A 26,097-nucleotide genomic window follows, 5' to 3' on the forward strand; every position below is an offset into this window, starting at 1 on the left:
TTATTTATTTTTATACAGTTCGATAAATTCGCGATAAATATTCTGCGCCAGCAGGACGTTCATTAAATGATCCTGGGCATGAACAAAAAGCAGAGAAAATGCGATCGGTTGGCCGCTGATTTCCCCTTGTAACGATTCACTTTGAATATGATGGGCCCGCTGAAGGTTAACTTCCGATTCGTGAAAATAAGCCTCAGCCTGCGTGATATCGCCGCTTTTAGCGGCCTGTAACGCGGCATTAAGCTGCGAAAAGCTTTCTCCGGCGCAGGCTATAATGCTGAACCACCGTTGTTCGTCGGTCATAGAATACTCTCCACGTTAAACACGGCATCATCCAGCAGCAGTAGCGTATTGGCGTGCTGTTTTAAGCTGGTGGCCGGGAAGTTTTCGTTCGGGGGCGTAAACAGCAGGCGCTGCACAATATTGCGTTTATGCGCGCCGCTAGCGGCAATGATAATGTGTTCACTGGCAAGAATATTACCAATGCCAAGCGTAATGCCCTGATGCAGGCGGGTGGCTGTCGGGAAATACTTCTGTGCAACGCGAATGGTTGTTTCGCTAAGGTTGGATATGTGCGCCAGCGAGTTGAATGCGCTGCCGGGCTCATTGAGACCAAGATGGCCATTCTGACCTATCCCGAGTAGCGTCAGGCGCAGCGGCCGTTCGGCCAGCAGCTGGTTTATGCGGTGGCACTCGTGTTCCAACGCCTCTCCGGTATGCGTAGCGTCGAACTGCTGGAGTTGGCCGGGGCGCAGCGCTAAATGTTGATACAGGTCGTGATGCATTGCGTACTGGCAGCTGCCTTCATCCTGCTGACCGAGCCCGACCCACTCATCAAGCCCAACGAGCGTTGCGCGCAGCGGGAAGCGGCGACGTTGATATTCTGCGGCAACGTACTGATAGGCTCGCTGAGGCGTATCGCCCGAAGCCAGGCATACGGTGCCTTCTTGCTGAAGAGCATCAATGATGGCGTCGCCGAGCACGCGGGAAAACTGCTGTTGAGAACATATCGCCAGTTCCATTAGCGCCACTCCCCGGTGTAGGCCTGATATTCGGCGAGTAGCTCATTGAGAATCTGCGTGGCGATGGTGTAGTCATTAATCAGCGGATGTACCATGAGCGCCCGAATTGCGCTCTTTTTACAACGCTGCTCAATCGCGTGAATCGTCAGGTTTTCAAAGCGTTTGATCGTACTGATGATGTGGCTCTGATAGGCCGGCAGATCGTCGACGCGTCGCGGCATTATTTTGCCGTCATGCATATCGCAGGTTATCTCAATGACATCATCGGGATGCAACTGGCGGATGCTGTCGTTGTTTTTCACCAGAATCGTCATTGGCCACGCAGGTTTATTCTGTAATCCCCTGATAATATTCAGCGCGATTCCCGAGTAGCCGCCGGTATCTGGAGCGGCAATAAACTCCGGGAGGCTGAGTGCTTTATAGTGGTTATCCCGGCGGCCGTCGCTTTCAATCGCAAAGTAAGAGTTTTCTCGCTCCAGCAGATGGTGCGCAAAAATAGCAAATTGCTGCTCTATACTGGCTGATTGATTCGCGCGCAGCTCGTCCAGCATCCGCTGATTAATGTTTTGAATCGTCTCACCGCGCGCGCAACCGTGGCGAGCTATCGAGGTAATAATGGCCTGATGGTTGAAATAAAAGTAGAGATACTCATTGGGGAGCTCTTGTTGTAAAACGTCGATGGTTGCTTCGTCGAACAGCTTCATCTCCGTCTCTTTGAACAACTGCTGATGGGCCAGGATCTGCGCGCTGACGTCTTTACCGTCGACGGTGAAATCGCGGTAGAACGAGAGATGATTCAGACCATAGCAGGTTGCTGAGAAACGCATAATGTCGACGTCCAGCAGTTTTGCTATTTCACGCATGAAGCTCGCAGGGCCATCACAAATGCCATAAACATTGTCGTAACCGGCATTAATCAACGCCTGGGTAACCAGCCCTGATGGGTTGGTGAAATTGAAGAACAGTACCCCTTTGGCGGAAACCTGGCGGGCCAGTTCGAGATACTCTTTTAAGACAGGAATGGATCGCAGGGCCATCGCAAATCCGCCAATGCCGGTGGTTTCCTGGCCCAGAATATTGTATTTCTGAGCCAGTTTTTCATCAAAAACGCGCCCGGCATCCCCTTCAACGCGTAGCGTGGTGATAACATAATTTGCGTCGGTCAGTGCAGTCCGTGGGCTGGTGGTCAGGGAAATCGTTAAATCAGGATTTATTTTCTTTGCAATAGCCCGGGCAAGCCCGCCATAAATAGTCAGTTTCTCTTCGTTAATATCCATAAAGCATATTTCAGTCAGTGCGAGCTGCTTTGACTGTAATGCTAACGTCTTGGCAAGATATGGCGCGCGAACGCCGCCACCGCCTAATACGGTTAATTTCATTCAGGTCACTCCTTTATAATACGGTTAAATTAATTAACGGCTTATTAAAAAGGCGTGTGAGCAGGAATTGATCAAACAGCTGTAATTGATGAGTTCAGCGTCACGCCTTGTAATTCAATGGTGTATTCGAATTGACTACCGCGAGCTATTTCGACGGTGTATTCAATTGGTGTATTATCTAAAAATGCAATGCGCTCAATCTGCAAGCCAGGCGCACCAGGAGTTTCATTCAGATGTCTGGCAATATCTGGTTTAATATTTATCGCTCTAAATGTATCAATCGCCCGGCGAACGGAAATGTTATACTTTTCTTTTATAGCATTATATAAACCACACGTTTCAATATCCTCCTGCGTTAGCTCAGGGAAAAGAACACTAGTAAGATAGGTTTCTTCATATAAGATAGGCTCATAGTCGGCGGAGCGTAGACGAATAATATGATAAACAGGATTTTCAGTATTCAGTTTTTGCGCGATCCGCGTTGGCGCGCTGGTCAGACTGAAGTGGAGCAGGGTGGTGCCTGGCGTTTTATTTAAACGCATCATTTCTTCATGAAAACTATAAACGGTAATGAGGCTTTGCTTCACCGCTTGCTCGCGAACAAAAATACCTTTGCCGTGTATTTTTTTGATAAACCCTTCTTTTTCCAGCTCGGCCATCGCCTGGCGCACGGTAGTGCGGCTGATTTCATACTGCAAGCATAATTCTCGCTCAAAAGGTAATTGTTGGCCCGCCTTGAGTTCGCCAGCGTTAATTTTCTGCGTGACAATTTCAAAGAGCTGCGCATACATGGGCAATTTGCTTTTTTTATTGATCTTCATTGCACGACATCCTTAACAAGACCTGAGCTTTGATGTTGTAAGGATGTCATGATCTCTCATTGTCATGATGTTATCGCTGTCACAGTACAGCGTTATTTTTTAAGTTTTTTTCTTTTAAAACAATGCGTTAGTTGATTCCGTTAAAGCTTCAGATATAAAAAAGGCCCATGATGTCATGGGCCTTTTTCTATTGATGGCGGATTATTTCTTCGGCTCGGCCACGATATGACTTCCCACGCCGCGGTTGTTGTATTCCCACATGCGGTTGAAGTTACGGTCGTTGAGGTCGCGCTTCAGCTGACCTTTTTCGTCCTGCGCGCCGGTGTTGCCGCTGAACGGACGTTTAGAAACGGCGGCGTCAGCCCATGGTTTCGCGACGTTAAAGCCTTCGTTAATCACGCTATCGCGGATCACGACCTGGCCGTTGGTGTTGCTGTCGACGTCGAGCGAGCGGCCCAGCTGCGCTACGCCGTCACCGGAAGCGGTGAAGCGGCTGTTAGTGGCGAGGAAACCGTAGAAGATGTTGGATGACGTCGCCGGTGCGAAGACATAGCCTTCCTGCTGGGTACGCGAGTTCACTACGCGGAAATCGGTGTTGTCGAACACCACCGCGCCGCGGCCGGAAACGATATCCACATCGCCTTCGAGGTAGCTGTTGCTGACCAGCGTACGGGTCTGGCGATTGTTCTGCAGACGGTTATCAACACCGCTGTTGGTGACGAAGAACGTATTCTGACGGCCCAGCACATTGACGTTGTTAAGCTGGGTTTTATCGCCATCGGTACGCAGCGCGACCGCCTGGTGAGTCCCGGCATCGACGCTGTCGCCCAGGGTATTTTGAATCGTCAGGTTTTGCAGCTGCAGACCGTTGTTCTGCGACCAGACGACTGCCGAGCACATGACGCCAATCGTGGCGCTGCGCTTGCTCTGGCAGCTGTCAAACATGTACCACGCCGGTTTGCCCGGCATGTATTTACCGCCTGGGTTAACCAGCTTACGCCAGCTTGCCGGGTCGATTTCAGAATCGATGGCCAGACCGATTTTGACATCAATCGCTTTCTCGCCGGTACCGTAGATGGTCAGGCTGCCCGGAGCGGCCGGCACATAAACGGTGCCCTGATACTCACCTGGCAGCACGGCAATATAGATGCGTGAGCTGCTGTGGCGCGCGATAGCGGCATCAACGGCGGCCTGAATGCTGGTGTGCGTCACGCCCTGGGTACCGGCCGGGCCAACCACGAAGTCTGCTTTCGCCGGCACGGCGATAGACGACGGCGACCAGGCTGCAGCGTTAGGGTCAAGCGAAGCGAAGTAACGCGCGGCGGTAAAGTTTTGCGCTTCATCTGTCGACAGCACCGGGCGGGAAGAGGTCCCAGGCGCGGTCTGATCGGACGGACGCTGATCCGCAGGGGTTGAGCTGCAAGCCGTCAGTGTCACGCCAAAAGCCAATGCCAGCGCCAGACGAGAAACCGAGAAAGTGTTCATGTTGCTCCAGGCTAAGTAAGTGAAAGAGAATCCTGTAAAAGCAGCCTTTTTATACTAAGTTGAGCGAAACGGGAAGATGCGCTGATAAAAAAAACGCCGGTTTTTTGCCGACTTATGTCAACGAAAAGCAAAGAACTGCGGATGGCAAAGGCGAGGGCCCTATTACGGGTATTATCCATCCGCTGTCGACAGCGTTTAAAACGCTTTCTTATGCGCCAGACTGGTCACTAAATCCGTAATGCTGAGCACCAGCGTTGAGCGGACCATCTGCTGATAGCGCTGTTCCTGCATGGTTCTTAGCGCATCATCAACCACGTCTTCCGGCAGGTGTAGCGTAGGCGGCGGCGGGAGTGCTGTCATGCAGTGCAGCATATTGATAGGGCCCAGGATTTCATCGTCGGTAAAGCTGTAGATTTTGTTCTCATGCGCCAGCTCGTTATTCAGCGCCAGCAGCAGTTCGACGTCTTCGTATTCATCGCGGCTGATCACGCCCAGAGCGTAGATAAGCTTGAGCCGCACCGGCAGGTTTGCCAGCGGCCCGCTGCCTTCCAGCAGCGGCTCTACCGCGTATTTAACGGCGTAATCATCTTTACGAAAGGCCTGGAGGATGAGCTGATCCACCGCTTCGGACAGCAGCCCGACGGCGGTCTGAATAAAACCGGTCAACGTCTGGCGGGCGTTCAGCCGCTCCAGGATGCGGTTTTCCACCGCCTGATTCTGATTAAGGTGTGCGTCGTCCATTGGGGCCATCATCGTTGCGTTGCTTTTTGCAAATGGTGGCTTCTCTGGAGCCGAGTCCTTTGGGTGTGGCTTTTCGCTTTCGGGTTGCGCGTTCATGCGCAGGCGATTCAGTTTCATTTTACCCTTCTTATCGGCAGCGGCCGCCTACGGCAGCCGCGCCTGTCCTATGGGGTGACATCGTCGTTAACGTTGCATGGCGTTATACACATTCACGATCTGTGCGACAAGCTCTGGCTGGTCATGCAGCCCACAAACCTGATTAACCGTGCTTGTTACCCCTTTTTCCTCCAGCAGGTTTGCCATTTCTTGCGCCTGCGGGTCCTGGTGGCTGCGATAGCGTAACGCGGCGGCAATGCCGATTATCAGGTGCCGGTTCGGCAGCGCGTACTCCAGCGTGCCGCGCAGCGGTTTGATTAAGCGATCGTTCTCGCTCAATTTACGCAGCGGCTGACGGCCTACGCGTTCGACCTCATCGTGCAGGTACGGGTTTTCGAAGCGGGTCAGAATTTTGTCGATGTAGGCGGCATGCTGCTGCGAATCGAAGGCGTAGCGCTTAATCAGCACGTCGCCGCTTTCGGTCATGGCGTTTTTCACCACCTCACGAATAGCCGGGTCCAGAATGGACTCGCGAATGGTCCGGTAGCCGGCCAGTTGACCAAGGTAGGCCGTGATAGCGTGACCGGTGTTGAGCGTGAACAGTTTACGTTCGATGTAGGCCATCAGATTGCTGGTGGGTTCCATACCGGCAATCTCCGGTAGCGCCCCCTTGAACTGGGTGCTGTCGACGATCCACTCGCTGAAGGTTTCAACGGTGGCGTCCAGTGGATCGTCGTTTGCCGCGGTCCCCGGTGGTACGATGCGATCGACCGCCGAATCGACAAAGCCAATGTGTTCTTCCACCCACCCGTGCAGCGCGATGGGCATTGCCTGCAGCACGTGCTGCTTGAGCTGGCTGGTACCGCGCACCATGTTTTCGCAGGCGATAATATTCATCGGCTGCGCGTTGCCGCGCTCAAAGCGGGCGATCAACCCCTGGGCCAGGGTGCTGGCGATTTTGCTGAGCACCTGCGGGCCTACGGCGGTGGTGATGATATCGGCCTGCGCAATCTGCGCGATAGCGTCCGGGCTGTTACTGTAGATGGCGCTAATGCGGCTGACCTGCTCGACGCGCGCATTTTCACCCACTACGTTGACCTGATAATGCTGCTGGTGCGCCAGCTGATCGACCAGCGGTTGATTAACATCGGCGAAGGTGAGCTCCGCCTGGGCGTCCGCCAGCAGTTTACCGATAAAGCCGCGGCCAATATTCCCTGCGCCAAAATGAATTGCTTTCATTGCTGTTTACCTCGAAAAAAATCCGTAGCCGGGGGCTGAGGCCCCCGAGACCTTATGCCGCTTGCTCGCCGGACAGGAGTTGTAAAATCTCCTGGACGCTGGTGGTTTGCGCCAGGCGCTCAATCACGTCCTTATCGTCCAGCGCGTTGGCCAGACGGGCGATAACCTGAACGTGCTCGTTGTTGCGTGCGGCAATGCCGATGACCAGGCGGGCGATATCGTCCGGTTCATCGCCAAAGCGGACGCCCTGCGGGTACTGGCAAATAACAATCCCGGTGCGCAGCACGCGGTCTTTGGCTTCTACGGTGCCGTGCGGCACGGCAATGGACTCTCCGAGGTAGGTGGTGGTTAACGCTTCCCGCGCCAGCATGGCGTCAACGTAATCCGGCTCGACGTAGCCGCCGGATACCAGCATTTCGCCAGCAAAACGAATGGCCTGTTCTTTATTGGCGGCGGTCAGGTTGAGGAAAATGTTATCGGCGCTGAGCTTAAACAGGTTTTCCTCGCGCTCGCCAGGCGTGAATGCATCGTCGTTGGCGGCGATAATGGTCTGATTAATCAGTCGGCTATCGTTGGCTGCGGGCGGTAGCTTCGCGGCCAGCAGACGGGTGGTGAGATCGGTGTACAGGCCGCTGTCGAGGAAGTTGCTCAGCGACATATGCATCGCCTGCGGCGCAAAGCGCATGGCGCGTTCGGTAAGGTCCTGGTGGGTGATGACCAGGTCGACATCCTCCGGCAGGCTATTGATGGCGCAGTTGGTCACCGAAATATGGTTCAGACCAGCATCCTTCACCTTTTTGCGCAGTACGCCTGCACCAAGGGCGCTCGAGCCCATTCCGGCATCGCAGGCTACGATAATTTTACGCACGTGGTGCAAATCTTTCGCCAGATCCAGCGCCGGCTGCGGGATTTCGCCAGACGGTTTGCCGCCGGTTTTAGACTGCTGTTTCAGGCTCTGCATACGGCGGGTGGCTTCCGCCAGGCCGTTGCTCTCTTCATCACCCACGCGAACGCGTTTAAGCAGCATCGAGGCCGTGAGGAAAGAGACCAGCGTTGACGCCAGAATCGACAGTACTACGCCAATCAGCGACGCTTTCGGCGTCATCAGCAGCACCGCAAAGATAGAGCCCGGAGAGGCCGGGGAAACCAGGCCTGCGTTGAACAGCGTCAGGGTAAAGACGCCGGTCATGCCGCCAAGAATGACCGCCAGAATTAAACGCGGGTTCATCAGCACGTATGGGAAATAAATTTCGTGAATACCGCCGAAGAAGTGAATGATCGCTGCACCGCCTGCCGACTGCTTGGCGCTGCCTTTACCGAAGAACATGTATGCCAGCAGAATACCCAGACCCGGACCCGGGTTGGCTTCAATCAGGAAGAAGATAGACTTGCCGGTTTCCGTTGCCTGCTGAATGCCCAGCGGTGAGAAAATGCCGTGGTTGATCGCATTATTGAGGAACAGAATTTTCGCCGGTTCGACAAAGATCGAGGTTAACGGCAGCAGGTTGTTCTGTACCATCACGTTGACGCCGGTCGCGAGTGCTTTAGACAGCAGCTCGACCATTGGCCCGATGGCCAGGAAGGAGAGCATTGCCAGCAGCATGCCGATAATCCCGGCGGAGAAGTTGTTCACCAGCATCTCAAAGCCGCTTTTGATCTTACCGTCGACCCAGCGGTCAAAGCGTTTGATTGCCCAGCCGCCCAACGGCCCGGCAATCATGGCTCCCATAAACATCGGCATATCGGCACCGACGATCACGCCCATGGTAGTAATTGCGCCAACGACGCCGCCGCGCTCGCCGCCAATCAGGCGACCGCCGGTGTAGCCGATGAGCAGCGGCAGCAGATAGGTGATCATCGGGCCGACCAGTTTGGCCAGCGTCTCATTCGGCAGCCAGCCGGTAGGAATAAACAGTGCGGTAATCAAACCCCAGGCAATGAATGCGCCAATATTGGGCATCACCATATTGCTGAGGAAGCGGCCAAAATTCTGTACCTTGACCTTGATATCTGGTGATAACATAAAAACACCCCTTGTGGTGCGCGTTAGATGTTGCGCGCGTAATAGTTGTGGTGGTTTCGCCAAAAACCATCCAGTCGTTCTGTATGCAAAATCGACTCTATCACGCCGTTTTCGTCTCGCGTACCCCAGGGGGTGTTTGTGATCTGCGTCACTATCATGGGGCCGATTAAAGGGTGTTTTTGGTGATGCTCGTCACATAAAAAGCCTGTAAGTCGGCTACAAAGTTAAAATATCGCGCATGTTGAGCTTATTTTTGTGACTAAAATCACTTTTTGTGTTGGTGTGTTTGTTTTTGAATTGTGATCATATTCACAAGATAATTTTACCTTCTTCTCGCCCCGTCTTTTGACTCTCCTGGTTCATCGTTTTTTCGTCAGAAAATTACACCGTGCGGCTGTCGGCATAAAAAAGCCCCGCGAGGTTTCCCTGCGGGGCTCAAAGTATAGGCCGTGAGATTAGCTAAAAAGCGCGGTCAGCGATGCGCTGCCCAAACTATGGAAATGGACGTTAAAGCTGACCATTGCGCCGCTTGCACCTTCATCGACGTCTATCTTATCTACGTCCAGCGCGTGGACGGTAAAGATATAGCGGTGAGTTTCGCCTTTCGGTGGTGCTGCGCCACCATAGCCTGCTTTACCAAAATCGGTGCGGGTTTGCAGCGCGCCGGCGGGCAGGCCGACCAGACCAGAGCCAGCGCCGGTGGGCAGTTCGCGGGTGTCCGCTGGCAGGTTGGCAACAATCCAGTGCCACCAGCCCGAGCCGGTTGGCGCGTCCGGGTCGAAGCAGGTCACAACAAAGCTTTTGGTCCCCGCCGGCACGTCATCCCATGCCAGATGCGGTGAAAGGTTTTCGCCGTCGTAGCCCATCCCGTTGAACACCTGGCGCTGGGGGAGTTTCTCGCCGTCACGCAGGTCGTGGCTGACTAATTTCATCAACTGCCTCCTTGGTTAATCTACTGATTAACCAAGGAGTGTAGCGGTTAGCCGCGCAGATTACCGCAGCTTATTGGATAAAAAATGTTTCCTGCTCGACGGCGAGGCAGACCGCACGGGTCAGGCGCGTCAGCTGCTGCGTGGTGATGAGGTACGGCGGCATCAGATAAATAAGGCGGCCAAACGGGCGAATCCACACGCCTTGCTCCACGAAGAAACGCTGAAGCTGGGCCATGTTCACCGGGTAGCGCGTTTCCACGACGCCAATAGCACCCAGTACACGCACATCGGCAACCAGCGGTGCATCGGCAGCAGGGGCCAGTTCGCGCTTAAGCTGTCGCTCGATGGCGGCGACCTGCGTTTGCCATTCGCCGCTTTCCAGCAGCGCCAGACTTTCGGCAGCCACGGCGCAGGCCAGCGGGTTGCCCATAAAGGTCGGCCCATGCATAAAGCAGCCGGCTTCGCCGTTGCTGATGGTTTCGGCCACCTCGCGGGTAGTGATGGCCGCTGACAGCGTCATCGTTCCGCCGGTTAACGCTTTGCCCAGGCACAGAATATCGGCGCTGATGCCCGCATGTTCGCAGGCGAAAAGCTTGCCGGTGCGGCCAAATCCGGTGGCGATTTCGTCAGCAATCAGCAAAATTCCCTCCCGGTCGCACATTTTACGGATCCGCTTCAGCCACTCAGGATGGTACATCCGCATGCCCCCTGCGCCCTGCACGACCGGTTCGAGGATCACTGCCGCAATTTCATGGCGATGTGCGGCCATCAGGCGGGCAAACGCCACCATATCGTATTCGTCAAATTCGCCGTCAAAGCGGCTGTGCGGTGCGGGTGCAAACAGGTTCTCCGGCAGATAGCCCTTCCACAGACTGTGCATGGAGTTATCCGGATCGCACACCGACATCGCGCCAAAAGTGTCACCGTGGTAGCCGTTACGGAAGGTGAGGAAACGCTGGCGCGGCTCGCCTTTGGCCTGCCAGTACTGCAACGCCATTTTCATCGCGACTTCGACCGCAACGGAGCCAGAGTCAGCAAGGAAAACGCACTCCAGCGGCGCGGGGGTCATCGCGACCAGTTTACGGCACAGCGCCACGGCAGCAGGGTGGGTAATGCCGCCAAACATCACATGCGACATCTGGTCAATCTGCGTTTTCATCGCCGCGTTCAGGCGCGGGTGATTGTAGCCGTGAATCGCCGCCCACCACGATGACATACCGTCAACCAGGCGTTCGCCGTCGGCCAGCTGCAGTTCGCAGCCTTCGGCAGAAACCACCGGATAAACCGGTAACGGAGTGGTCATGGAGGTATAGGGATGCCAGATGTGGCGGCTATCAAAGGCGAGATCGTCCGTTGTCATAATCGACTTGTAAACCATTTTGAAAAGTTTTAGGTTTACGAGTATAAACCGAACCGAAAATTAACAAAACCCCGGAGAAGCCAATGGCTCACCCTTTACGCTGGACAATGTCGCAGGTCACCGCTCTTTTTGAAAAACCGCTGCTGGATTTACTGTTTGAAGCTCAGCAGGTTCACCGTCAGCATTTTGATCCCCGCCAGGTGCAGGTCAGCACGCTGCTGTCGATTAAAACCGGCGCTTGCCCGGAAGACTGTAAATATTGCCCGCAGAGTTCGCGCTACAAAACGGGCCTGGAAAGCGAACGTCTGATGGAAGTGGAGCAGGTGCTGGAGTCAGCGCGTAAAGCCAAGATGGCGGGCTCAACCCGTTTTTGTATGGGCGCGGCGTGGAAGAACCCGCACGAGCGCGATATGCCTTACCTCGAGCAGATGGTACAGGGCGTGAAAGCGATGGGACTGGAAGCCTGTATGACGCTGGGGACGCTCTCCGACGGTCAGGCGCAGCGTCTGGCTTCGGCCGGGCTGGATTATTACAACCACAACCTCGATACCTCGCCGGAGTTTTACGGCAACATCATCACCACCCGTACCTACCAGGAACGCCTGGATACGCTGGATAAAGTCCGCGATGCCGGGATCAAAGTGTGTTCTGGTGGGATTGTCGGGCTGGGAGAAACTGTTACCGATCGCGCGGGCCTGCTGCTGCAGCTGGCGAACCTGCCGACGCCGCCGGAAAGCGTACCCATCAACATGCTGGTGAAGGTGAAGGGGACGCCGCTGGCCGATAACGAAGACGTCGATGCGTTTGATTTTATTCGCACCATTGCCGTTGCTCGCATCATGATGCCAACCTCGCATGTGCGTCTATCCGCTGGCCGCGAGCAGATGAACGAGCAGACGCAGGCCATGTGCTTTATGGCCGGAGCCAACTCTATTTTCTACGGCTGCAAGCTGCTGACTACGCCGAACCCGGAAGAAGACAAAGATTTACAGCTGTTCAGTAAGCTGGGCATTAATCCGCAGCAAACCACGGTGACGGCCGGTGATAATGAACAGCAGCAGCGTCTGGAACAGGCGTTGATGACGCCGGATACCGACGATTATTACAACGCGGCGGCGGTATGAGCTGGCAGCAGCGAATAGAACAGGCCGTCACTGAGCGACGCGACGCGCAGGCTTTTCGCCAGCGTCAGCCGCTGGAACAGGGGGCGGGGCGCTGGCTGCTGCACGCCGGGCGTCGCTACTGCAACTTTTCCAGCAATGATTATCTTGGCCTCAGCCAGCATCCGCAGGTGATTCGCGCCTGGCAGGACGGGGCTGAACGCTACGGCGTCGGCAGCGGCGGGTCCGGTCACGTCACCGGCTATCATCTGGCGCATCAGCGGCTGGAAGAGCAGCTCGCTGACTGGCTGGGCTACGACCGCGCGCTGCTGTTTATCTCAGGCTTTGCCGCCAACCAGGCGGTCATTGCCGCGCTGGCCGGGCGTGAAGATCGGATAGTCGCAGACCGGTTAAGCCACGCTTCGCTGCTGGAGGCTGCCAGCCAGAGCCCGGCTCAGCTGCGCCGTTTTCAGCACAACGATAGCCATCATCTGGCTTCGCTGCTGGCCGCTTCTGTCAGCGGCCAGCAGTTGGTTGTGACGGAAGGTGTTTTCAGTATGGACGGCGACAGTGCGCCGTTGGCCAAAATCGCCGCCGCCGCGCGCACTGCTGATGCCTGGTTAATGGTCGATGATGCGCACGGTATTGGCACGACCGGTGAGCGCGGGCGCGGCAGTTGCCATCAGCAGGGCGTTCACCCTGAACTGCTGATCGTTACCTTCGGCAAAGCTTTTGGCCTGAGCGGCGCCGCCGTGCTCTGCAGCCATGCGGTGGCCGATTATTTTGTGCAGTTTGCTCGCCATTTGATTTACAGCACCGCCATGCCGCCCGCTCAGGCGCAGGCGCTACAAATGGCGCTGGCGGTGATTCAGAGTGACGATGGTCAGCAGCGTCGGGAAACGCTGGCGCAGCACGTGGCTGACTTTCGCCTCGGCGCCCGCGGCCTCGCTTATACGTTAACCGACTCAGCGAGCGCTATTCAGCCGCTTATCGTCGGCGATAACGGGCAAACCCTGCGGTTGGCCGAGCGTCTGCGCGAGCGGGGATGCTGGGTCACCGCGATTCGCCCGCCGACCGTTCCGGCTGGCACCGCCCGTTTGCGCCTGACCCTAACCGCAGCGCACGACGCACAGGACATCATGCATCTGCTGGAGGTGCTGCATGGCGAGCGTGGATAAACAGGCGGTCGCGGCGGCGTTTGGTCGCGCGGCAACGTCGTATCATCAACACGATGAACTACAGCGTCTTAGCGCGACGCAGCTGCTGTCCCAGCTACCAGCGCAGGCGTTTCCTCGCGTGCTGGACGTCGGCTGCGGGCCGGGCGGCTACAGCCGCTACTGGCGAGAACGCGGCAGCCACGTTACCGCGCTGGATCTCAGCGAAGAGATGCTCCAACAGGCACGCAAGCAGCAGGCCGCGGATTGCTACCTGCTCGCCGACATGGAGGCCATTCCATTGCCCGGCGACGGCTTCGAGCTGGTGTGGAGTAACCTGGCCATTCAGTGGTGCAACGATTTGCCCGCTGCGCTAGCCGGGCTTTATCGCCAGCTCGCCCCCGGCGGGACGCTGGCGTTCACCACGCTGACCGCAGGCTCGCTGCCGGAGCTGAACCAGGCCTGGCAGGCGATTGATAACCATCCGCACGCCAACCGTTTTTTGCCTGAATCGGCGCTCTCCGAGGCGCTGGCGGGGTACCGCAGCCGAAGTCGTGCAACCACCATCACGTTGTCATTCCCCAATGCGCTGAGCGCCATGCGTTCGCTGAAGGGGATTGGCGCGACGCACCTGCACCAGGGGCGCAGCCGTCAGCCGTTAACGCGCGGCAGGCTACAGCAGCTCGAGCTGGCCTGGCCATCGCAGGCGGGAAAATGCCCGCTGACTTACCACCTTTTTACTGGAGTGATTACGCGTGACTGAACGCTTTTATGTAACCGGAACCGATACGGAAGTGGGCAAAACCGTGGCCAGTACCGCGCTATTGCAGGCTGCGCGTTTGCTGGGGCGTCGAACGGCAGGCTATAAGCCGGTTGCCTCCGGCAGCGAAATGACTGAGGAAGGGTTGCGCAACAGCGACGCGCTGGCGCTACAGCGTAATAGCGTCGTGCCGCTGCGCTATGAACAGGTCAACCCCTATACCTTTGCGGAGCCGACCTCTCCGCATATCGTTAGCGCCGATGAGCAGCGGCCGATCGAGGCCAGCGTACTGTCTGCCGGGCTATGCGCGTTGGAATCGCAGGCTGACTGGGTGTTGGTCGAAGGGGCTGGCGGCTGGTTCACGCCGCTTTCCCCGACCTTGACTCTCGCCGACTGGGTGCGAGATGAACGGCTACCGGTGATTCTGGTGGTCGGGGTGAAGCTCGGCTGCATTAACCACGCGGTTCTGACTGCGCAGGCGGTACAGCAGGCAGGGCTGCGGCTGGCGGGCTGGATAGCGAATGACGTCACGCCGCCGGGACGTCGCCATGCCGAATATCTCAGCACCCTTCAGCGAATGCTGCCAGCCCCGATGCTGGGGGAAATTCCCTGGCTGGGTGAGGCGGTCGATACCCAGCCGCTGGGCGGCTATCTTGACCTTAGCGCACTGTGAGTCCTGCTGTCGGGGGCGGGATTCGCGCCGGTGGTCATCTTCATTCGTAAATGCTAAACCGTGGAAAACGTAAGGGAAAAGGCGCAGAAACGAAGGAAAACAAGCGCGCTTTTTCGCTGATACATATCAAAATTGGCGAGAAAATATTTTTTTGCTCGAGCATTGACAGGATGTTGCGCAAATCGCCGTGTGGCGGGGGATAGGGGCTAGCGGCAGTTATCCACTATTCCTGTGGATAACCCTGTGTATTAGAGTTAGAAAACCCACGGTAAACGAGAGAGCATGCGGTCTGCGCCTGAATTGATGCGAAACGCGGCTTTTCTGTGTTTTTGTTGTTAATCAATAAGTTAAAATAAAGCAATGGCGTAATAAAAAGTGCCTTAGGTTGCCATAAAACTTTCATGACCTATATTGACAAATGTTAAAAGAGAAAAAATTCTGGGGATAACCCAATTTGGCCAGCGTTTTATCTTGTCACGGGTTAAATTTTCGCGGCGTGCGTCCGCCATTTCGTCGATTGTGCAAACTACAATAGGTGATTACTGTTTTTATATCCAGTATTTTTTATTGGCAATTCGGCGGGCGGCGAGTAGAATTAATTCCCAGCCCGGCCCATTCGTCATCAGGTAGCGTCGCCCATGAGTAAACCGTTTAAGTTACATTCCGCATTCAGCCCTTCCGGCGATCAGCCGGCTGCCATCGCGCGCCTTAAAGAGGGGCTTGAGGACGGCCTGGCCCACCAGACGCTGCTTGGGGTGACCGGCTCGGGGAAAACCTTCACCGTCGCCAATGTGATTGCCGACTTACAGCGCCCAACGATGGTGCTGGCGCCGAACAAAACGCTGGCTGCGCAGCTGTATGGTGAAATGAAGGCCTTCTTCCCGGAGAATGCGGTAGAGTATTTCGTTTCTTACTACGACTACTATCAGCCTGAAGCCTACGTCCCAAGCTCGGACACCTTCATCGAAAAAGACGCCTCGGTGAACGAACACATCGAGCAGATGCGTTTATCCGCCACCAAAGCGCTGCTTGAACGCCGGGACGTGGTCGTCGTGGCATCGGTGTCGGCGATTTATGGCCTGGGCGACCCGGATCTTTATCTTAAAATGATGCTGCACCTGACCGTGGGCATGATTATCGACCAACGTTCTATTCTGCGTCGTCTGGCCGAGCTACAGTACACCCGCAACGATCAGGCGTTTCAGCGCGCAACCTTCCGCGTACGCGGCGAAGTCATCGACATTTTCCCGGCCGAGTCGGACGATCTGGCGCTGCGCGTAGAGCTGTTTGACGAAGAGGTTGAACGTCTTTCGCTGTTCGACCCGCTGACCGGTCACGTCGAGTCGACGATTCAACGCTTTACCATCTACCCTAAATCGCACTACGTCACGCCGCGTGAACGTATCGTGCAGGCGATGGAAGAGATCAAAGACGAGCTGGCAGATCGCCGCAAGGTGCTGCTGGCCAACAACAAGCTGCTCGAAGAGCAGCGCCTGAGCCAGCGCACCCAGTTTGACCTGGAAATGATGAACGAGCTTGGCTACTGCTCGGGCATTGAAAACTACTCGCGCTTCCTGTCCGGGCGCGGGCCGGGCGAGCCGCCGCCGACGCTATTTGACTATCTGCCTGCCGATGGCCTGCTGGTGATTGACGAATCACACGTCACCATCCCGCAAATCGGCGGTATGTATCGCGGTGACAGGGCGCGTAAAGAGACGCTGGTCGAATACGGTTTCCGTCTGCCGTCGGCGCTGGATAACCGTCCGCTGAAGTTTGAAGAGTTTGAGGCGCTGGCGCCGCAAACTATCTACGTTTCGGCAACGCCGGGCAACTACGAGCTGGAGAAATCCGGTGGCGAAGTGATAGACCAGGTCGTGCGCCCAACCGGGCTGCTCGATCCGCTGATTGAAGTGCGGCCGGTGGCGACACAGGTCGACGACCTGCTGTCTGAAATTCGCAAGCGTTCGGTGATTAACGAACGCGTGCTGGTCACCACCTTGACCAAGCGCATGGCGGAAGACCTCACCGAATATCTCGAAGAACACGGCGAGCGGGTACGCTACCTGCACTCGGATATCGACACCGTCGAGCGCATGGAGATCATTCGCGATTTGCGCCTCGGCGAGTTTGATGTGCTGGTCGGCATCAACCTGCTGCGTGAAGGGCTGGATATGCCGGAAGTATCGCTGGTGGCGATTCTCGACGCCGATAAAGAAGGTTTCCTGCGCTCTGAACGTTCACTGATTCAGACCATCGGCCGCGCCGCGCGTAATATCAACGGTAAGGCGATTCTTTACGGTGACAAAATTACCCCGTCCATGGCGAAAGCTATCGGTGAAACTGAACGTCGTCGCGAGAAGCAGGAACGCTACAACGAAGAGCATGGCATCGTGCCGCAGGGGCTGGTGAAAGACGTCGTCGATATTCTGGCGATGGGCGAGGGGCTGGCGAAGACCAAAGCGAAGGGCCGCGGTAAGTCGCGCTCCGCGTCGCCAATCGTTGAGCCGGACGTTCAGGCGCTGACGCCGAAAGCCTTGCAGCAGCAGATTCAAACGCTGGAAGCGCAGATGCTGAAACACGCACAGAATCTTGAGTTTGAGGAAGCGGCAGACATCCGCGATCGCCTGCACCAGCTGCGCGAGCTGTTTATTGCAGCGTCATGAGTCGGTGCATGAATATCGCGTCGGCCTGATAAGCGTTGTGCTATCAGGCCGCGTGGCGGAGGGGGGCAAAGCCTTCTCCGGCCTGCTGGCTAGAGATGAGGCACTATTTTTCTGAATTGCGGCATCCATCACGAGCCAGCAGCCAGCCTTAATGTTCACTTAATAAATTGTGCTGATACTATCTGCAAAATCATTGAGGGTAGTGTCATGTCAAAACTGAATATCCAGCAGCTGTTCACCTTACTCATCTCTGTTGCCATCGTTGCCGGTTTCCTGAGCCACTGGATGCTGACCTTCTGAGCGCGCTTTAGCGCCTGGTGAGCTGAAACTCTACCCATGCCCGCGTACCGGTTCCGGTCTCGCGGTTTTGCAGGAAGAATGCGGCTTCATGGAGTTGGGCAATGCGCGTGACGATGCTCAGCCCAAGCCCAATTCCGCCGTAGCGGCTGTCCATACGTACAAACGCCTGGCTAAGCTCACCCACCTTCGACTCATCAATCCCCGGCCCCTCATCTTCCACAATAAGCATCGGCTTTGAATCCCTCGCCAGCGACACCGTGATGGTTGACGATGGCGGGCTATAGCGGTGAGCATTCTCAATCAGATTACGCAGCAGCAGCCGCAGCAGCGTGGCGTCACCGGCCACGGTCACCGTCGGTACGGGCTCAGCGATGGCTAATGTCTGCTCACGTGATGCGAGCATCGTTTCCAGCTCTCCCTTCAGCGGTTCAATCACATCGCTCAGCAGATTAACCTGCTGATAGCTGCCTGCTGAGAACGATTGTCCGACGCGGGCCAGCAGTAAAAGTTGCGCAACGCTTTCGGTCATCTGGTCCAGACGCTGTAGCAGCGGCGCCAGATTCAGGTGCTGGGTTTTCTCCAGTAGCTCCAGATGCAGCTTCAGGCCCGCCAGCGGCGTGCGCAACTCGTGGGCGACATCGGCGGTAAACAGGCGTTCGCGATCGAGCGTCTGGGTCAGGTTTTCCACCAGTTGGTTGATGGCATGGGTAACGGCTTCAACCTCAACGGTGGTCTGCTGCAGGAAAATGGGCTGCAAATTCCCCGGGGTGCGCGCATCCAATTCCCGCTGCAGGTCGGCGAGCGGCTGGGTGATGCGTTTTACCGCCTGCAGACACAGATACAGCGCCAGGCCGATAATCACCACGCTAGGAACCAGCAGGCTGGCGATGGCTTCACGAACCTCATGACGGATATGTTTAACGTTATTGTGGTTGTGCATCAGCATCGCCACTTCCAGCTCAATCTGCTCTTTGCTTTCATGCCATAGCCAGAACACGCTGATGAGCTGGAACACGACCAGAATCAGGCCAATTGCCAGCAGCAGCTGGTGGCGCATCGGCCATTTACGGACGGAAAAAAGCGCCATGCGTTATTCTGCCTTACCGATATTCACCAATTGATAGCCAAAGCCTCGTACGGTACGAATCCGTGATTTTCCCACCTTGTCGCGCAGGTTATGGATGTGCACTTCCAGCGTGTTGGTGGCCGGTTCGTTGTCCCAGTTATAGATATCGTTGTAGAGAATTTCACGATGCACCGGGCTACCGGCCTTCAGCATCAGACGCGAAAGCAGGGCGTACTCTTTCGGCGTGAGCTCCAGCAGCGCGTCATCCAGCCACACCTGACGGCGCGTAACGTTGAGGCGCAGGTTTTCCACCGTCACTTCATTATCGCCCTGGTTCAGGTTGCGGCGCAGCAGCGCGCGGATACGGGCGTTCAGTTCTTCCAACGCGAACGGCTTGATTAAATAGTCGTCGGCGCCGGTATCAAGACCGCTGACGCGGTCCTCCAGCGTATCGCGGGCGGTCAGAATCAGCACCGGCGTGGTCATTTTCTCCTGCCGCATACGGTGGAGGAAATGCAGCCCGTCTTCATCCGGCAGGCCGAGGTCCAGCACGATCAGGCTATAGTGCCCGTTGGCCAGACTCAGCGCAGCCTGCTGCGCCGTGGCGACGCCGTCACAGGCATACCCTTCACTCTGCATGGCCAGAATCAGCCCCTGCAATAATAGGGTGTCATCTTCAACGACTAATATTTTCATCTGTTCGCCTCTATTTGCACGTCGCTAATATATCATCCGCTGCGCGATACTCTTTGGTCTCTACGCCGGTCATCCCCAGCACGGTAGAAAACAGATTATCCTGCGAGTAGTCATTCTCTTTGGCCTGTTTCTGCAGGCAGTCGTAATTCACACCGTAACGCTGCTGATAATCCTTGGATAGCCATAATAACATTGGTACATGTTTTTGCGTTTCCGGAGCAATAGAATACGGTAATCCGTGCAGATAAACGCCATTTTCCCCTAGCGATTCGCCGTGGTCGGAAAGATAAACCAGGCTGGTGGTAAATTTATCCTGTCTGGATTGCAGCAGCTTGATGGCCTTATCGACAATATAATCGATATACAGAATGGTATTGTCGTAGGTATTTTTCAGCTGCTCCTGGGAACAGGATTGAATTTCGCTGGTGTCGCAGGTTGGCGTAAAGCGGCGGAACTGCGGCGGGTAGCGATTGTAATAGGTCGGGCCATGGCTACCAATGGTATGCAGCACAATGACGCCGTCGCCCTGTAGGCTATCGATGGTTTTTTCCAGATCGTGGAACAGCACTTCGTCGTAGCATTCACCGTTAATGCACTGGCCTGGCAGATTCAACGCCGTCACGTCCTGATGCGGCACGCGGTCACAGGCGCCTTTACAGCCGCCGTCGTTGTCGTTCCACTGCACCTGAATCCCCGCGCGCTGGAGGATATCCAACAGCCCTTCCTGGTGATAGGCCAGCGCTTCGTCGTAGCGTGCTCGCGGCATATTCGAGAACATACAGGGAACGGACACCGCGGTAGCGGTACCGCAAGAGGTCGTGTTAGGGAAGTAAACCACATTATCTTGTGCTAACCGCGGGTTGGTATCGCGGTCGTAGCCGCCCAGCGAGAAATTGGCGGCGCGTGACGTTTCGCCCAGTACGATAATGGTTAAATTCTTACGCGGGCCATTTTTCATCAACGCTTTTTGCTGCGCATCTTCGCCAATTTTAACCAGCGGAAGATTGGCCATTTTGTGGTGATAATACCAGGAGTTAAGCGCAACAATACTGTTTGACGGGTTCAGTGATTTCACCAGTTCTTTATTATTACGGAACAGCGATGCGTAATCTTTATAGAACAGGCCTGCAACCAGCAGAATTAATAGGGTAGAGACAATAATTGTGCCCGCGCGCGTTAGCGCACCGCGCCACAGCGTTGTGGCGGGCTTAATTTTTACCCACCAGGCCAGCGCAATAAACAGCAGTGCGGTGATCCCCAGTACGATAATCATCTGGCCGGAAAGCAGGGCATAGCTCTCGGCGGGGGTGGTATCAAAAATATTGGTGACCATCGAGCGGTCAACAATAATACCGAAATTCATCATGAAATATTGTGCGCTGGCGCCGAGCAGAATAAACAGCGTCACGAGCACTTTCTCAAGACGAACGATGGACGCGAGCGCCAGACAAATCGCCATCACCGCAAAGGCGACGATCGGCATGGTCAGAAAGACCAGCGCGTTATGCAGGCTATCAACTGGCAGCAGGGTAAACGCCTGGCGATAAAATACGACGTTGAGCGCCAGGGCAATGTAGAGCGCGAATAAAACAATGTAGGCCAAACGGCTAATCGTAGGGCGTTGACGTAACAGGCGAAGCATAGCAGTAACCTAATAAGATTGATGCTCGCTATGCTGCCCGACCTATTTTAAGACAACCTTAAGATTTTAAGGAATCGCCGCCTAAAGCCTGAAGCGCCTCTTCCAGCGCGGCGCGTAACAGGGCGCGATCGTGACGATACGGAATGTCGCTCGCTTCCAGCGCCTGCTGAATCACTACTTTATCTGCCGTACCGCTGATGTCCGCTTTCGGACTCACTACCACGGCATCAATAACCGATTTACCAATGTAATGCTCCAGCAGGCTCAGCCGGTCTCCCAGACTCAGATGACCGGCAGGGCTGTGCTCACGGCCCAGGTTTTCGATGTAAACCATTGGGGCAGGCGTGCGACGCAGCGCCTGAGCAATGTCCGGCAGCAGCAGAATCGGCAGCAGGCTTGTGTAGAAACTGCCCGGGCCGATGAGGATCAGATCGGCTTCGGCAATGGCCTGTACCGCTTCGCGAGTGGCGCTAACCGACGGCGTCAGCAGCAGCTCCTGTGGAGGCAGTGTGAGCTGGTCAATATTAACCTCGCCGTAGATTTCGTGGCCCTCGCTGTCGATTGCCATTAAATCGACCGGCTGCTCCGACATCGGGATCAAGGATGCCTCTACTTTCAGCAGGTTTCTGATTAAATTAATCGCCTCTAAAGGCCTTACGCTCAGGTGATCCAGCGCCTTTAACATAAGATTTCCGAGGTTATGCCCGGAAAGTTCGCCATTACCGCCAAAACGATACTCAAACATGGTCGATGCGACGCTGGGTTCGGTGATTAATTGATTGAGACAGTTACGCATGTCGCCCCAGGCGATACCGCCTTCCGAACGGCGAATACGCCCTGTAGAACCGCCGTTGTCGGTCGTGGTGACGATGCCGGTGAGGCGAGAACCCAACGATGACAGGGATGACATCACGCGTCCAAGGCCGTGCCCGCCGCCGAGCGCGACAACGCGGTAGAGATCGGCAAAAGTGCGATTGCGCATACAGCTTCCTTATGTCCTGAAAATGGGCTTACATTAGCCTAACTACCTCTAAAAGACGATGCCCCGTACCGGTCAAAATGACGTATATCAATGCAAAAACATGATTTTTACGTATTCTGTAGGGAAAGTGCACGATCGTCTCGTTATGTACATGTTTATATAGCGAAAGCGAAAATGGCGAAACCGTTATTCTCGCGCTACTATTCGGCATAACATGGTTCAGTATTACCGACTGAACAACACACTCTAGCCTCTGCGCCTAAGTCAAAAGATAGGGCGTTTTGGCCGCGGCAGGTTCTCCTGTCGCCAGGGCGAAGGAAGAAATGATCTCGCCTCCCGTATTTGGAAAGGTGTCTATGGCTTCACAACTCACTGATGCGTTTGCGCGCAGGTTTTTCTATCTGCGCCTGTCGATTACCGACGTATGCAATTTTCGCTGCACCTACTGTCTGCCTAACGGCTACCAGCCTAATGGGGTCACCAATAAAGGGTTTCTGTCGCTTGACGAAATTCGCCGTGTGACGCGCGCCTTTGCGGCTCTGGGGACCGAGAAAGTGCGGCTGACCGGCGGCGAACCGTCGCTGCGTCGCGACTTTACCGATGTGATTGCCGCAGTCAAAGAGAACGCCGCCATTCGCCAGATCGCGGTCACCACCAACGGTTACCGTATGGCGCGAGACGTTGCCGCCTGGCGTGAGGCAGGACTGACGGCGCTGAACGTCAGCGTCGACAGCCTTGACGCGCGCCAGTTCCACGCGATAACCGGGCAGGATAAGTTCCGCCAGGTGATGGACGGCATCGACGCCGCCTTTACCGCAGGCTTTGATAAAGTGAAGGTCAATACCGTGCTGATGCGCGATGTTAACCATCACCAGCTCGACACCTTTCTGGCGTGGATCAAACCGCGCCGTATTCAACTCCGCTTTATTGAACTGATGGAAACCGGCGAGGGCAGCGAGCTGTTCCGCAAACACCATATTTCCGGCATGGTGCTGCGCGACGCGCTGCTCAGACGCGGCTGGATCCATCAAATCCGTCAGCGCAGCGACGGCCCGGCACAGGTCTTTTGCCACCCCGACTACGAAGGGGAAATCGGCTTAATCATGCCGTATGAAAAAGACTTCTGCGCCAGCTGTAACCGCCTGCGCGTCTCGTCCGTTGGGAAGCTGCATCTGTGCCTGTTTGGCGACGGCGGCGTTGATCTGCGCGAGCTGCTGGCCGAAGACGCCCAGCAGCAGGCGCTGGAAGCGCGCATTGCCGAAGCCTTAACGCACAAAAAACAGACCCACTTCCTGCATGAGGGCAATACCGGGATTACCCAGAATTTGTCCTATATTGGTGGATAATTCGTTATCAAGGAGCTATCAAATGAGTCAGGTGAGCGCTGAATTTATCCCGACCCGCATTGCTATTCTTACCGTTTCCAACCGTCGTGGCGAAGAGGATGACACCTCCGGCCATTTCCTGCGTGACGCCGCGCACGAGGCGGGGCATCAAATCGTCGACAAGGCGATTGTTAAAGAAAACCGCTACCAGATCCGCGCTCAGGTTTCCGCCTGGATTGCTCGCGATGATGTACAGGTGGTTCTCATCACCGGCGGTACCGGCCTGACCGACGGCGATCAGGCGCCGGAAGCACTGCTGCCGCTGTTCGATCGCGAAATTGAAGGCTTCGGCGAAGTGTTCCGCATGCTCTCGTTTGAAGAAATCGGCACGGCCACGCTTCAGTCTCGCGCCGTGGCCGGCATGGCCAACCGGACGCTGATTTTTGCGATGCCGGGTTCCACCAAAGCCTGCCGCACCGCGTGGGATAACATCATCGCGCCGCAGCTGGATGCCCGTACGCGTCCGTGTAATTTTCACCCTCATCTGAAGAAATAAACGATGTCGCAACTGACCCATATCAACGCGGCGGGCGAAGCCCATATGGTGGATGTATCCGCCAAGGCGGAAACCGTTCGTGAAGCGCGCGCGGAAGCGTTCGTTACCATGCTGCCGGAAACGCTGGCGATGATCATCGATGGCAGCCACCATAAGGGGGATGTCTTCGCAACCGCGCGTATCGCCGGTATTCAGGCCGCCAAGCGCACCTGGGATCTCATTCCGCTGTGCCACCCGCTGATGCTCAGTAAAGTGGAGGTGAATCTCCAGGCTCAGCCGGAGCATAACCGCGTGCGCATCGAGTCTTTATGCCGACTGACCGGCAAAACCGGCGTGGAGATGGAAGCGCTGACCGCCGCCTCGGTGGCCGCATTGACCATTTACGATATGTGTAAAGCGGTGCAAAAAGATATGGTTATCGGCCCGGTTCGTCTGCTGGCGAAAAGCGGCGGTAAATCAGGTGATTTTAAGGCGGAACATCATGATTAATGTGCTTTTTTTTGCGCAGGTGCGTGAGCTGGTGGGGACCGACTCGCTGGCATTAGCGCCGGAATTCGCCACCGTTGAAGCCATACGTCAGCACCTGGCTGCGCAGGAAGGGCGCTGGTCGTTGGCCCTGGAGGAGGGCAAACTCCTCGCGGCGGTCAACCAGACGCTGGTCAGCTTCGACCATCCGGTGACCGATGGCGATGAAGTGGCGTTTTTCCCGCCGGTAACAGGAGGTTAAAATGAGCGAAACGCGTATTTGCGTTGGGCATGAACCATTTAGCGTCGGGGAGGAGTATCCCTGGCTTGCCGAGCGCGATGAAGACGGCGCGGTAGTGACGTTTACCGGCAAGGTTCGTAACCACAACCTCGGTGACAGCGTGAAGGCGCTGACGCTCGAACATTATCCGGGCATGACCGAGAAAGCGCTCGCCGAAATCGTAGAGGCGGCGCGTGAACGCTGGCCGTTGGGGCGTGTGACCGTGATTCACCGCATTGGTGAGATGTGGCCCGGTGACGAAATTGTGTTTGTCGGTGTGACCAGCGCGCATCGTAGCAGCGCCTTTGACGCCGGTGAATTTATCATGGACTATCTCAAGACCCGCGCGCCTTTCTGGAAGCGTGAAGCGACGCCGGAAGGCGATCGCTGGGTGGAAGCGCGCGACAGCGATAAACAGGCAGCCGAGCGCTGGTAGAGTACACTTACTGTTGATACCTATTGATTCAGGAGACTGTCATGGAACGATTCCCTCGGTCCGATTCTATCGTCCAGGCCCGTAGCGGCCTGCAAACTTACATGGCACAGGTCTACGGCTGGATGACCTGTGGGTTGCTGTTAACCGCGTTTATTGCGTGGTACGCGGCGAATACCCCTGCGGTGATGATGTTTGTCTTCTCCAGCAAAATCACCTTTTTCGGCCTGATTATCGCCCAGCTGGCGCTGGTGTTTGTGCTCTCCGGTATGGTGCAGCGTCTGAGTGCGGGCATGGCGACGACGCTGTTTATGCTCTATTCGGCGTTGACCGGGCTGACGTTATCCAGCATTTTTATCGTTTATACCTATTCTTCTATTGCCAGCACCTTCGTGGTGACGGGCGGGATGTTCGGCATCATGAGCCTGTATGGTTACACCACCAAGCGTGACCTGAGCGGGCTCGGCAGCATGCTGTTTATGGGGCTGATTGGTATCGTGCTGGCTTCGTTGATTAACTTCTGGCTGAAAAGCGACGCGCTGATGTGGGCGATTACCTATATCGGGGTGATTATCTTCGTCGGGCTGACCGCCTATGACACCCAGAAGCTGAAAAACATCGGCGAGCAGATTGACGTGCGCGACACCTCAAATCTGCGTAAATACGCGATTCTTGGTGCACTGACGCTGTATCTCGACTTTATCAACCTGTTCCTGATGCTGCTGCGGATTTTCGGCAACCGCCGCTAAGCGCAAAGAGAAAAGCACAATCCCGGACGAGTTCCGGGATTTTTTTTGCTTACAACCTGGATGGGTAGCCTGAAAAATGCACAAACTGCTCTCTTCCTGAGCGAAATAGTGACACGGATGTCACAAAAAGAGGCACATTTACGGAATTTTCCGTA

At 55.7% G+C, this 26,097-nt stretch carries 25 protein-coding genes and 1 riboswitch; of the genes, 11 read left to right on the plus strand and 14 right to left on the minus strand.

Translation table 11 applies throughout. From position 1 onward, the window contains the following. From H7R58_RS07320 to bioA, 10 genes are all read right to left on the minus strand, one after another. Window positions 1-303: a PTS lactose/cellobiose transporter subunit IIA gene (locus H7R58_RS07320; RefSeq protein WP_106924605.1), complete on the minus strand. Its 303-nt coding sequence runs from the start codon at window positions 301-303 to the stop codon at window positions 1-3. Further along, window positions 300-1,022 carry a 6-phosphogluconolactonase gene (locus tag H7R58_RS07325; RefSeq protein WP_182934684.1) on the minus strand — a complete coding sequence of 241 codons (723 nt, stop codon included), beginning with the start codon at window positions 1,020-1,022 and terminating at the stop codon, window positions 300-302. The genes H7R58_RS07320 and H7R58_RS07325 overlap by 4 nt, the downstream gene beginning before the upstream one ends. Further along, entirely contained in the window at window positions 1,022-2,401 is a 1,380-nt protein-coding gene (locus H7R58_RS07330) for a family 4 glycosyl hydrolase (protein WP_106924603.1), read from the minus strand. The genes H7R58_RS07325 and H7R58_RS07330 overlap by 1 nt, the downstream gene beginning before the upstream one ends. Before the next feature lie 71 nt (window positions 2,402-2,472). Beyond that, window positions 2,473-3,222 (minus strand): GntR family transcriptional regulator, encoded by a 750-nt coding sequence (locus H7R58_RS07335; protein WP_182929260.1) that lies wholly within the window; start codon window positions 3,220-3,222, stop codon window positions 2,473-2,475. A 201-nt stretch (window positions 3,223-3,423) separates the two neighbouring features. After that, window positions 3,424-4,707 (minus strand): putative acyl-CoA thioester hydrolase, encoded by a 1,284-nt coding sequence (locus H7R58_RS07340; protein ID WP_182929259.1) that lies wholly within the window; start codon window positions 4,705-4,707, stop codon window positions 3,424-3,426. Window positions 4,708-4,902: 195 nt separating this feature from the next. Continuing rightward, window positions 4,903-5,460: an MltR family transcriptional regulator gene (locus tag H7R58_RS07345; protein ID WP_223878907.1), complete on the minus strand. Its 558-nt coding sequence runs from the start codon at window positions 5,458-5,460 to the stop codon at window positions 4,903-4,905. Between the two features lie 171 nt (window positions 5,461-5,631). Further along, window positions 5,632-6,783, minus strand: a complete 1,152-nt coding sequence (locus tag H7R58_RS07350; RefSeq protein ID WP_182934685.1) for a mannitol-1-phosphate 5-dehydrogenase — start codon at window positions 6,781-6,783, stop codon at window positions 5,632-5,634. Window positions 6,784-6,835: 52 nt separating this feature from the next. Beyond that, a complete protein-coding gene (locus H7R58_RS07355) occupies window positions 6,836-8,806 on the minus strand; it encodes a PTS mannitol transporter subunit IICBA (RefSeq protein WP_106924598.1) in 1,971 nt (656 codons plus the stop codon). A gap of 455 nt (window positions 8,807-9,261) precedes the next feature. Then, a complete protein-coding gene (locus tag H7R58_RS07360) occupies window positions 9,262-9,738 on the minus strand; it encodes a kinase inhibitor (protein WP_182934686.1) in 477 nt (158 codons plus the stop codon). A 70-nt stretch (window positions 9,739-9,808) separates the two neighbouring features. Beyond that, window positions 9,809-11,098 (minus strand): adenosylmethionine--8-amino-7-oxononanoate transaminase, encoded by a 1,290-nt coding sequence (gene bioA / locus H7R58_RS07365; protein WP_106924596.1) that lies wholly within the window; start codon window positions 11,096-11,098, stop codon window positions 9,809-9,811. 83 nt (window positions 11,099-11,181) lie between these two features. On the opposite strand from bioA, the gene bioB reads away from it, so the two are divergent. The 5 genes from bioB to uvrB all read left to right on the plus strand — a co-directional run bounded on the left by bioB (window position 11,182) and on the right by uvrB (window position 17,448). Beyond that, on the plus strand, window positions 11,182-12,222 hold the full coding sequence (gene bioB / locus H7R58_RS07370) for a biotin synthase BioB (RefSeq protein ID WP_182929258.1): 1,041 nt from the start codon (window positions 11,182-11,184) through the stop codon (window positions 12,220-12,222). Next, window positions 12,219-13,376, plus strand: a complete 1,158-nt coding sequence (gene bioF / locus H7R58_RS07375; RefSeq protein ID WP_182929257.1) for an 8-amino-7-oxononanoate synthase — start codon at window positions 12,219-12,221, stop codon at window positions 13,374-13,376. Before bioB ends, bioF begins: the two co-directional genes overlap by 4 nt. Further along, the gene (gene bioC / locus H7R58_RS07380; RefSeq protein ID WP_182929256.1) at window positions 13,360-14,115 is read left to right on the plus strand and encodes a malonyl-ACP O-methyltransferase BioC; all 756 of its coding nucleotides are present in this window, start codon (window positions 13,360-13,362) and stop codon (window positions 14,113-14,115) included. Before bioF ends, bioC begins: the two co-directional genes overlap by 17 nt. Continuing rightward, window positions 14,108-14,785: a dethiobiotin synthase gene (gene bioD / locus H7R58_RS07385; RefSeq protein ID WP_106924592.1), complete on the plus strand. Its 678-nt coding sequence runs from the start codon at window positions 14,108-14,110 to the stop codon at window positions 14,783-14,785. Before bioC ends, bioD begins: the two co-directional genes overlap by 8 nt. A gap of 638 nt (window positions 14,786-15,423) precedes the next feature. Continuing rightward, window positions 15,424-17,448, plus strand: a complete 2,025-nt coding sequence (uvrB, locus tag H7R58_RS07390; RefSeq protein ID WP_106924591.1) for an excinuclease ABC subunit UvrB — start codon at window positions 15,424-15,426, stop codon at window positions 17,446-17,448. 307 nt (window positions 17,449-17,755) lie between these two features. On the opposite strand, the gene pmrB is transcribed toward uvrB, so the two are convergent. The 4 genes from pmrB to yvcK are packed head-to-tail and all read right to left on the minus strand — an operon-like array spanning window position 17,756 to window position 22,134. After that, window positions 17,756-18,835, minus strand: a complete 1,080-nt coding sequence (gene pmrB, locus H7R58_RS07395; RefSeq protein WP_106924590.1) for a two-component system sensor histidine kinase PmrB — start codon at window positions 18,833-18,835, stop codon at window positions 17,756-17,758. A 3-nt stretch (window positions 18,836-18,838) separates the two neighbouring features. Further along, a complete protein-coding gene (gene pmrA, locus H7R58_RS07400; RefSeq protein WP_182929255.1) occupies window positions 18,839-19,510 on the minus strand; it encodes a two-component system response regulator PmrA in 672 nt (223 codons plus the stop codon). 10 nt (window positions 19,511-19,520) lie between these two features. Then, entirely contained in the window at window positions 19,521-21,152 is a 1,632-nt protein-coding gene (eptA, locus tag H7R58_RS07405) for a phosphoethanolamine transferase EptA (protein ID WP_106924588.1), read from the minus strand. A gap of 58 nt (window positions 21,153-21,210) precedes the next feature. Next, entirely contained in the window at window positions 21,211-22,134 is a 924-nt protein-coding gene (yvcK, locus tag H7R58_RS07410; RefSeq protein ID WP_182929254.1) for a uridine diphosphate-N-acetylglucosamine-binding protein YvcK, read from the minus strand. 230 nt (window positions 22,135-22,364) lie between these two features. Further along, a riboswitch (molybdenum cofactor riboswitch) is annotated at window positions 22,365-22,503 on the plus strand. On the opposite strand from yvcK, the gene moaA reads away from it, so the two are divergent. The 6 genes from moaA (at window position 22,491) to H7R58_RS07440 (ending at window position 25,942) form a co-directional block, all read left to right on the plus strand. Next, window positions 22,491-23,480 carry a GTP 3',8-cyclase MoaA gene (gene moaA, locus H7R58_RS07415; protein WP_106924585.1) on the plus strand — a complete coding sequence of 330 codons (990 nt, stop codon included), beginning with the start codon at window positions 22,491-22,493 and terminating at the stop codon, window positions 23,478-23,480. (Overlaps the previous riboswitch by 13 nt.) Window positions 23,481-23,502: 22 nt before the next feature. After that, window positions 23,503-24,015: a molybdenum cofactor biosynthesis protein B gene (gene moaB / locus H7R58_RS07420; protein ID WP_065355567.1), complete on the plus strand. Its 513-nt coding sequence runs from the start codon at window positions 23,503-23,505 to the stop codon at window positions 24,013-24,015. Between the two features lie 3 nt (window positions 24,016-24,018). Beyond that, complete coding sequence (moaC, locus tag H7R58_RS07425; RefSeq protein WP_182929253.1) at window positions 24,019-24,504, plus strand: cyclic pyranopterin monophosphate synthase MoaC; 486 nt, start codon at window positions 24,019-24,021, stop codon at window positions 24,502-24,504. Then, window positions 24,497-24,742 (plus strand): molybdopterin synthase sulfur carrier subunit, encoded by a 246-nt coding sequence (gene moaD / locus H7R58_RS07430; RefSeq protein ID WP_106924583.1) that lies wholly within the window; start codon window positions 24,497-24,499, stop codon window positions 24,740-24,742. Before moaC ends, moaD begins: the two co-directional genes overlap by 8 nt. A 1-nt stretch (window position 24,743) precedes the next feature. After that, complete coding sequence (moaE, locus tag H7R58_RS07435; protein ID WP_106924582.1) at window positions 24,744-25,196, plus strand: molybdopterin synthase catalytic subunit MoaE; 453 nt, start codon at window positions 24,744-24,746, stop codon at window positions 25,194-25,196. Between the two features lie 41 nt (window positions 25,197-25,237). Further along, window positions 25,238-25,942, plus strand: a complete 705-nt coding sequence (locus H7R58_RS07440) for a Bax inhibitor-1/YccA family protein (protein WP_182929252.1) — start codon at window positions 25,238-25,240, stop codon at window positions 25,940-25,942. The last annotated feature ends 155 nt before the right edge of the window (window positions 25,943-26,097 follow it).

Source organism: Klebsiella sp. WP4-W18-ESBL-05 (assembly GCF_014169075.1).
GTDB classification, from domain to species: domain Bacteria; phylum Pseudomonadota; class Gammaproteobacteria; order Enterobacterales; family Enterobacteriaceae; genus Kluyvera; species Kluyvera ascorbata_B.

What these genes read in the sequence shown, in the direction of transcription:
- moaA (WP_106924585.1), top strand. Translation starts at nt 22,491, where the DNA reads ATGGCTTCACAACTCACTGATGCGTTTGCGCGCAGGTTTTTCTATCTG.
- yvcK (WP_182929254.1), bottom strand. Translation starts at nt 22,134, where the DNA reads ATGCGCAATCGCACTTTTGCCGATCTCTACCGCGTTGTCGCGCTCGGC.
- bioA (WP_106924596.1), bottom strand. Translation starts at nt 11,098, where the DNA reads ATGACAACGGACGATCTCGCCTTTGATAGCCGCCACATCTGGCATCCC.
- bioF (WP_182929257.1), top strand. Translation starts at nt 12,219, where the DNA reads ATGAGCTGGCAGCAGCGAATAGAACAGGCCGTCACTGAGCGACGCGAC.
- H7R58_RS07350 (WP_182934685.1), bottom strand. Translation starts at nt 6,783, where the DNA reads ATGAAAGCAATTCATTTTGGCGCAGGGAATATTGGCCGCGGCTTTATC.
- H7R58_RS07325 (WP_182934684.1), bottom strand. Translation starts at nt 1,022, where the DNA reads ATGGAACTGGCGATATGTTCTCAACAGCAGTTTTCCCGCGTGCTCGGC.
- H7R58_RS07330 (WP_106924603.1), bottom strand. Translation starts at nt 2,401, where the DNA reads ATGAAATTAACCGTATTAGGCGGTGGCGGCGTTCGCGCGCCATATCTT.
- H7R58_RS07320 (WP_106924605.1), bottom strand. Translation starts at nt 303, where the DNA reads ATGACCGACGAACAACGGTGGTTCAGCATTATAGCCTGCGCCGGAGAA.
- H7R58_RS07440 (WP_182929252.1), top strand. Translation starts at nt 25,238, where the DNA reads ATGGAACGATTCCCTCGGTCCGATTCTATCGTCCAGGCCCGTAGCGGC.
- moaD (WP_106924583.1), top strand. Translation starts at nt 24,497, where the DNA reads ATGATTAATGTGCTTTTTTTTGCGCAGGTGCGTGAGCTGGTGGGGACC.
- bioB (WP_182929258.1), top strand. Translation starts at nt 11,182, where the DNA reads ATGGCTCACCCTTTACGCTGGACAATGTCGCAGGTCACCGCTCTTTTT.
- eptA (WP_106924588.1), bottom strand. Translation starts at nt 21,152, where the DNA reads ATGCTTCGCCTGTTACGTCAACGCCCTACGATTAGCCGTTTGGCCTAC.
- H7R58_RS07335 (WP_182929260.1), bottom strand. Translation starts at nt 3,222, where the DNA reads ATGAAGATCAATAAAAAAAGCAAATTGCCCATGTATGCGCAGCTCTTT.
- pmrA (WP_182929255.1), bottom strand. Translation starts at nt 19,510, where the DNA reads ATGAAAATATTAGTCGTTGAAGATGACACCCTATTATTGCAGGGGCTG.
- H7R58_RS07345 (WP_223878907.1), bottom strand. Translation starts at nt 5,460, where the DNA reads ATGATGGCCCCAATGGACGACGCACACCTTAATCAGAATCAGGCGGTG.
- moaE (WP_106924582.1), top strand. Translation starts at nt 24,744, where the DNA reads ATGAGCGAAACGCGTATTTGCGTTGGGCATGAACCATTTAGCGTCGGG.
- moaB (WP_065355567.1), top strand. Translation starts at nt 23,503, where the DNA reads ATGAGTCAGGTGAGCGCTGAATTTATCCCGACCCGCATTGCTATTCTT.
- H7R58_RS07355 (WP_106924598.1), bottom strand. Translation starts at nt 8,806, where the DNA reads ATGTTATCACCAGATATCAAGGTCAAGGTACAGAATTTTGGCCGCTTC.
- H7R58_RS07340 (WP_182929259.1), bottom strand. Translation starts at nt 4,707, where the DNA reads ATGAACACTTTCTCGGTTTCTCGTCTGGCGCTGGCATTGGCTTTTGGC.
- H7R58_RS07360 (WP_182934686.1), bottom strand. Translation starts at nt 9,738, where the DNA reads ATGAAATTAGTCAGCCACGACCTGCGTGACGGCGAGAAACTCCCCCAG.
- pmrB (WP_106924590.1), bottom strand. Translation starts at nt 18,835, where the DNA reads ATGGCGCTTTTTTCCGTCCGTAAATGGCCGATGCGCCACCAGCTGCTG.
- bioC (WP_182929256.1), top strand. Translation starts at nt 13,360, where the DNA reads ATGGCGAGCGTGGATAAACAGGCGGTCGCGGCGGCGTTTGGTCGCGCG.
- moaC (WP_182929253.1), top strand. Translation starts at nt 24,019, where the DNA reads ATGTCGCAACTGACCCATATCAACGCGGCGGGCGAAGCCCATATGGTG.
- uvrB (WP_106924591.1), top strand. Translation starts at nt 15,424, where the DNA reads ATGAGTAAACCGTTTAAGTTACATTCCGCATTCAGCCCTTCCGGCGAT.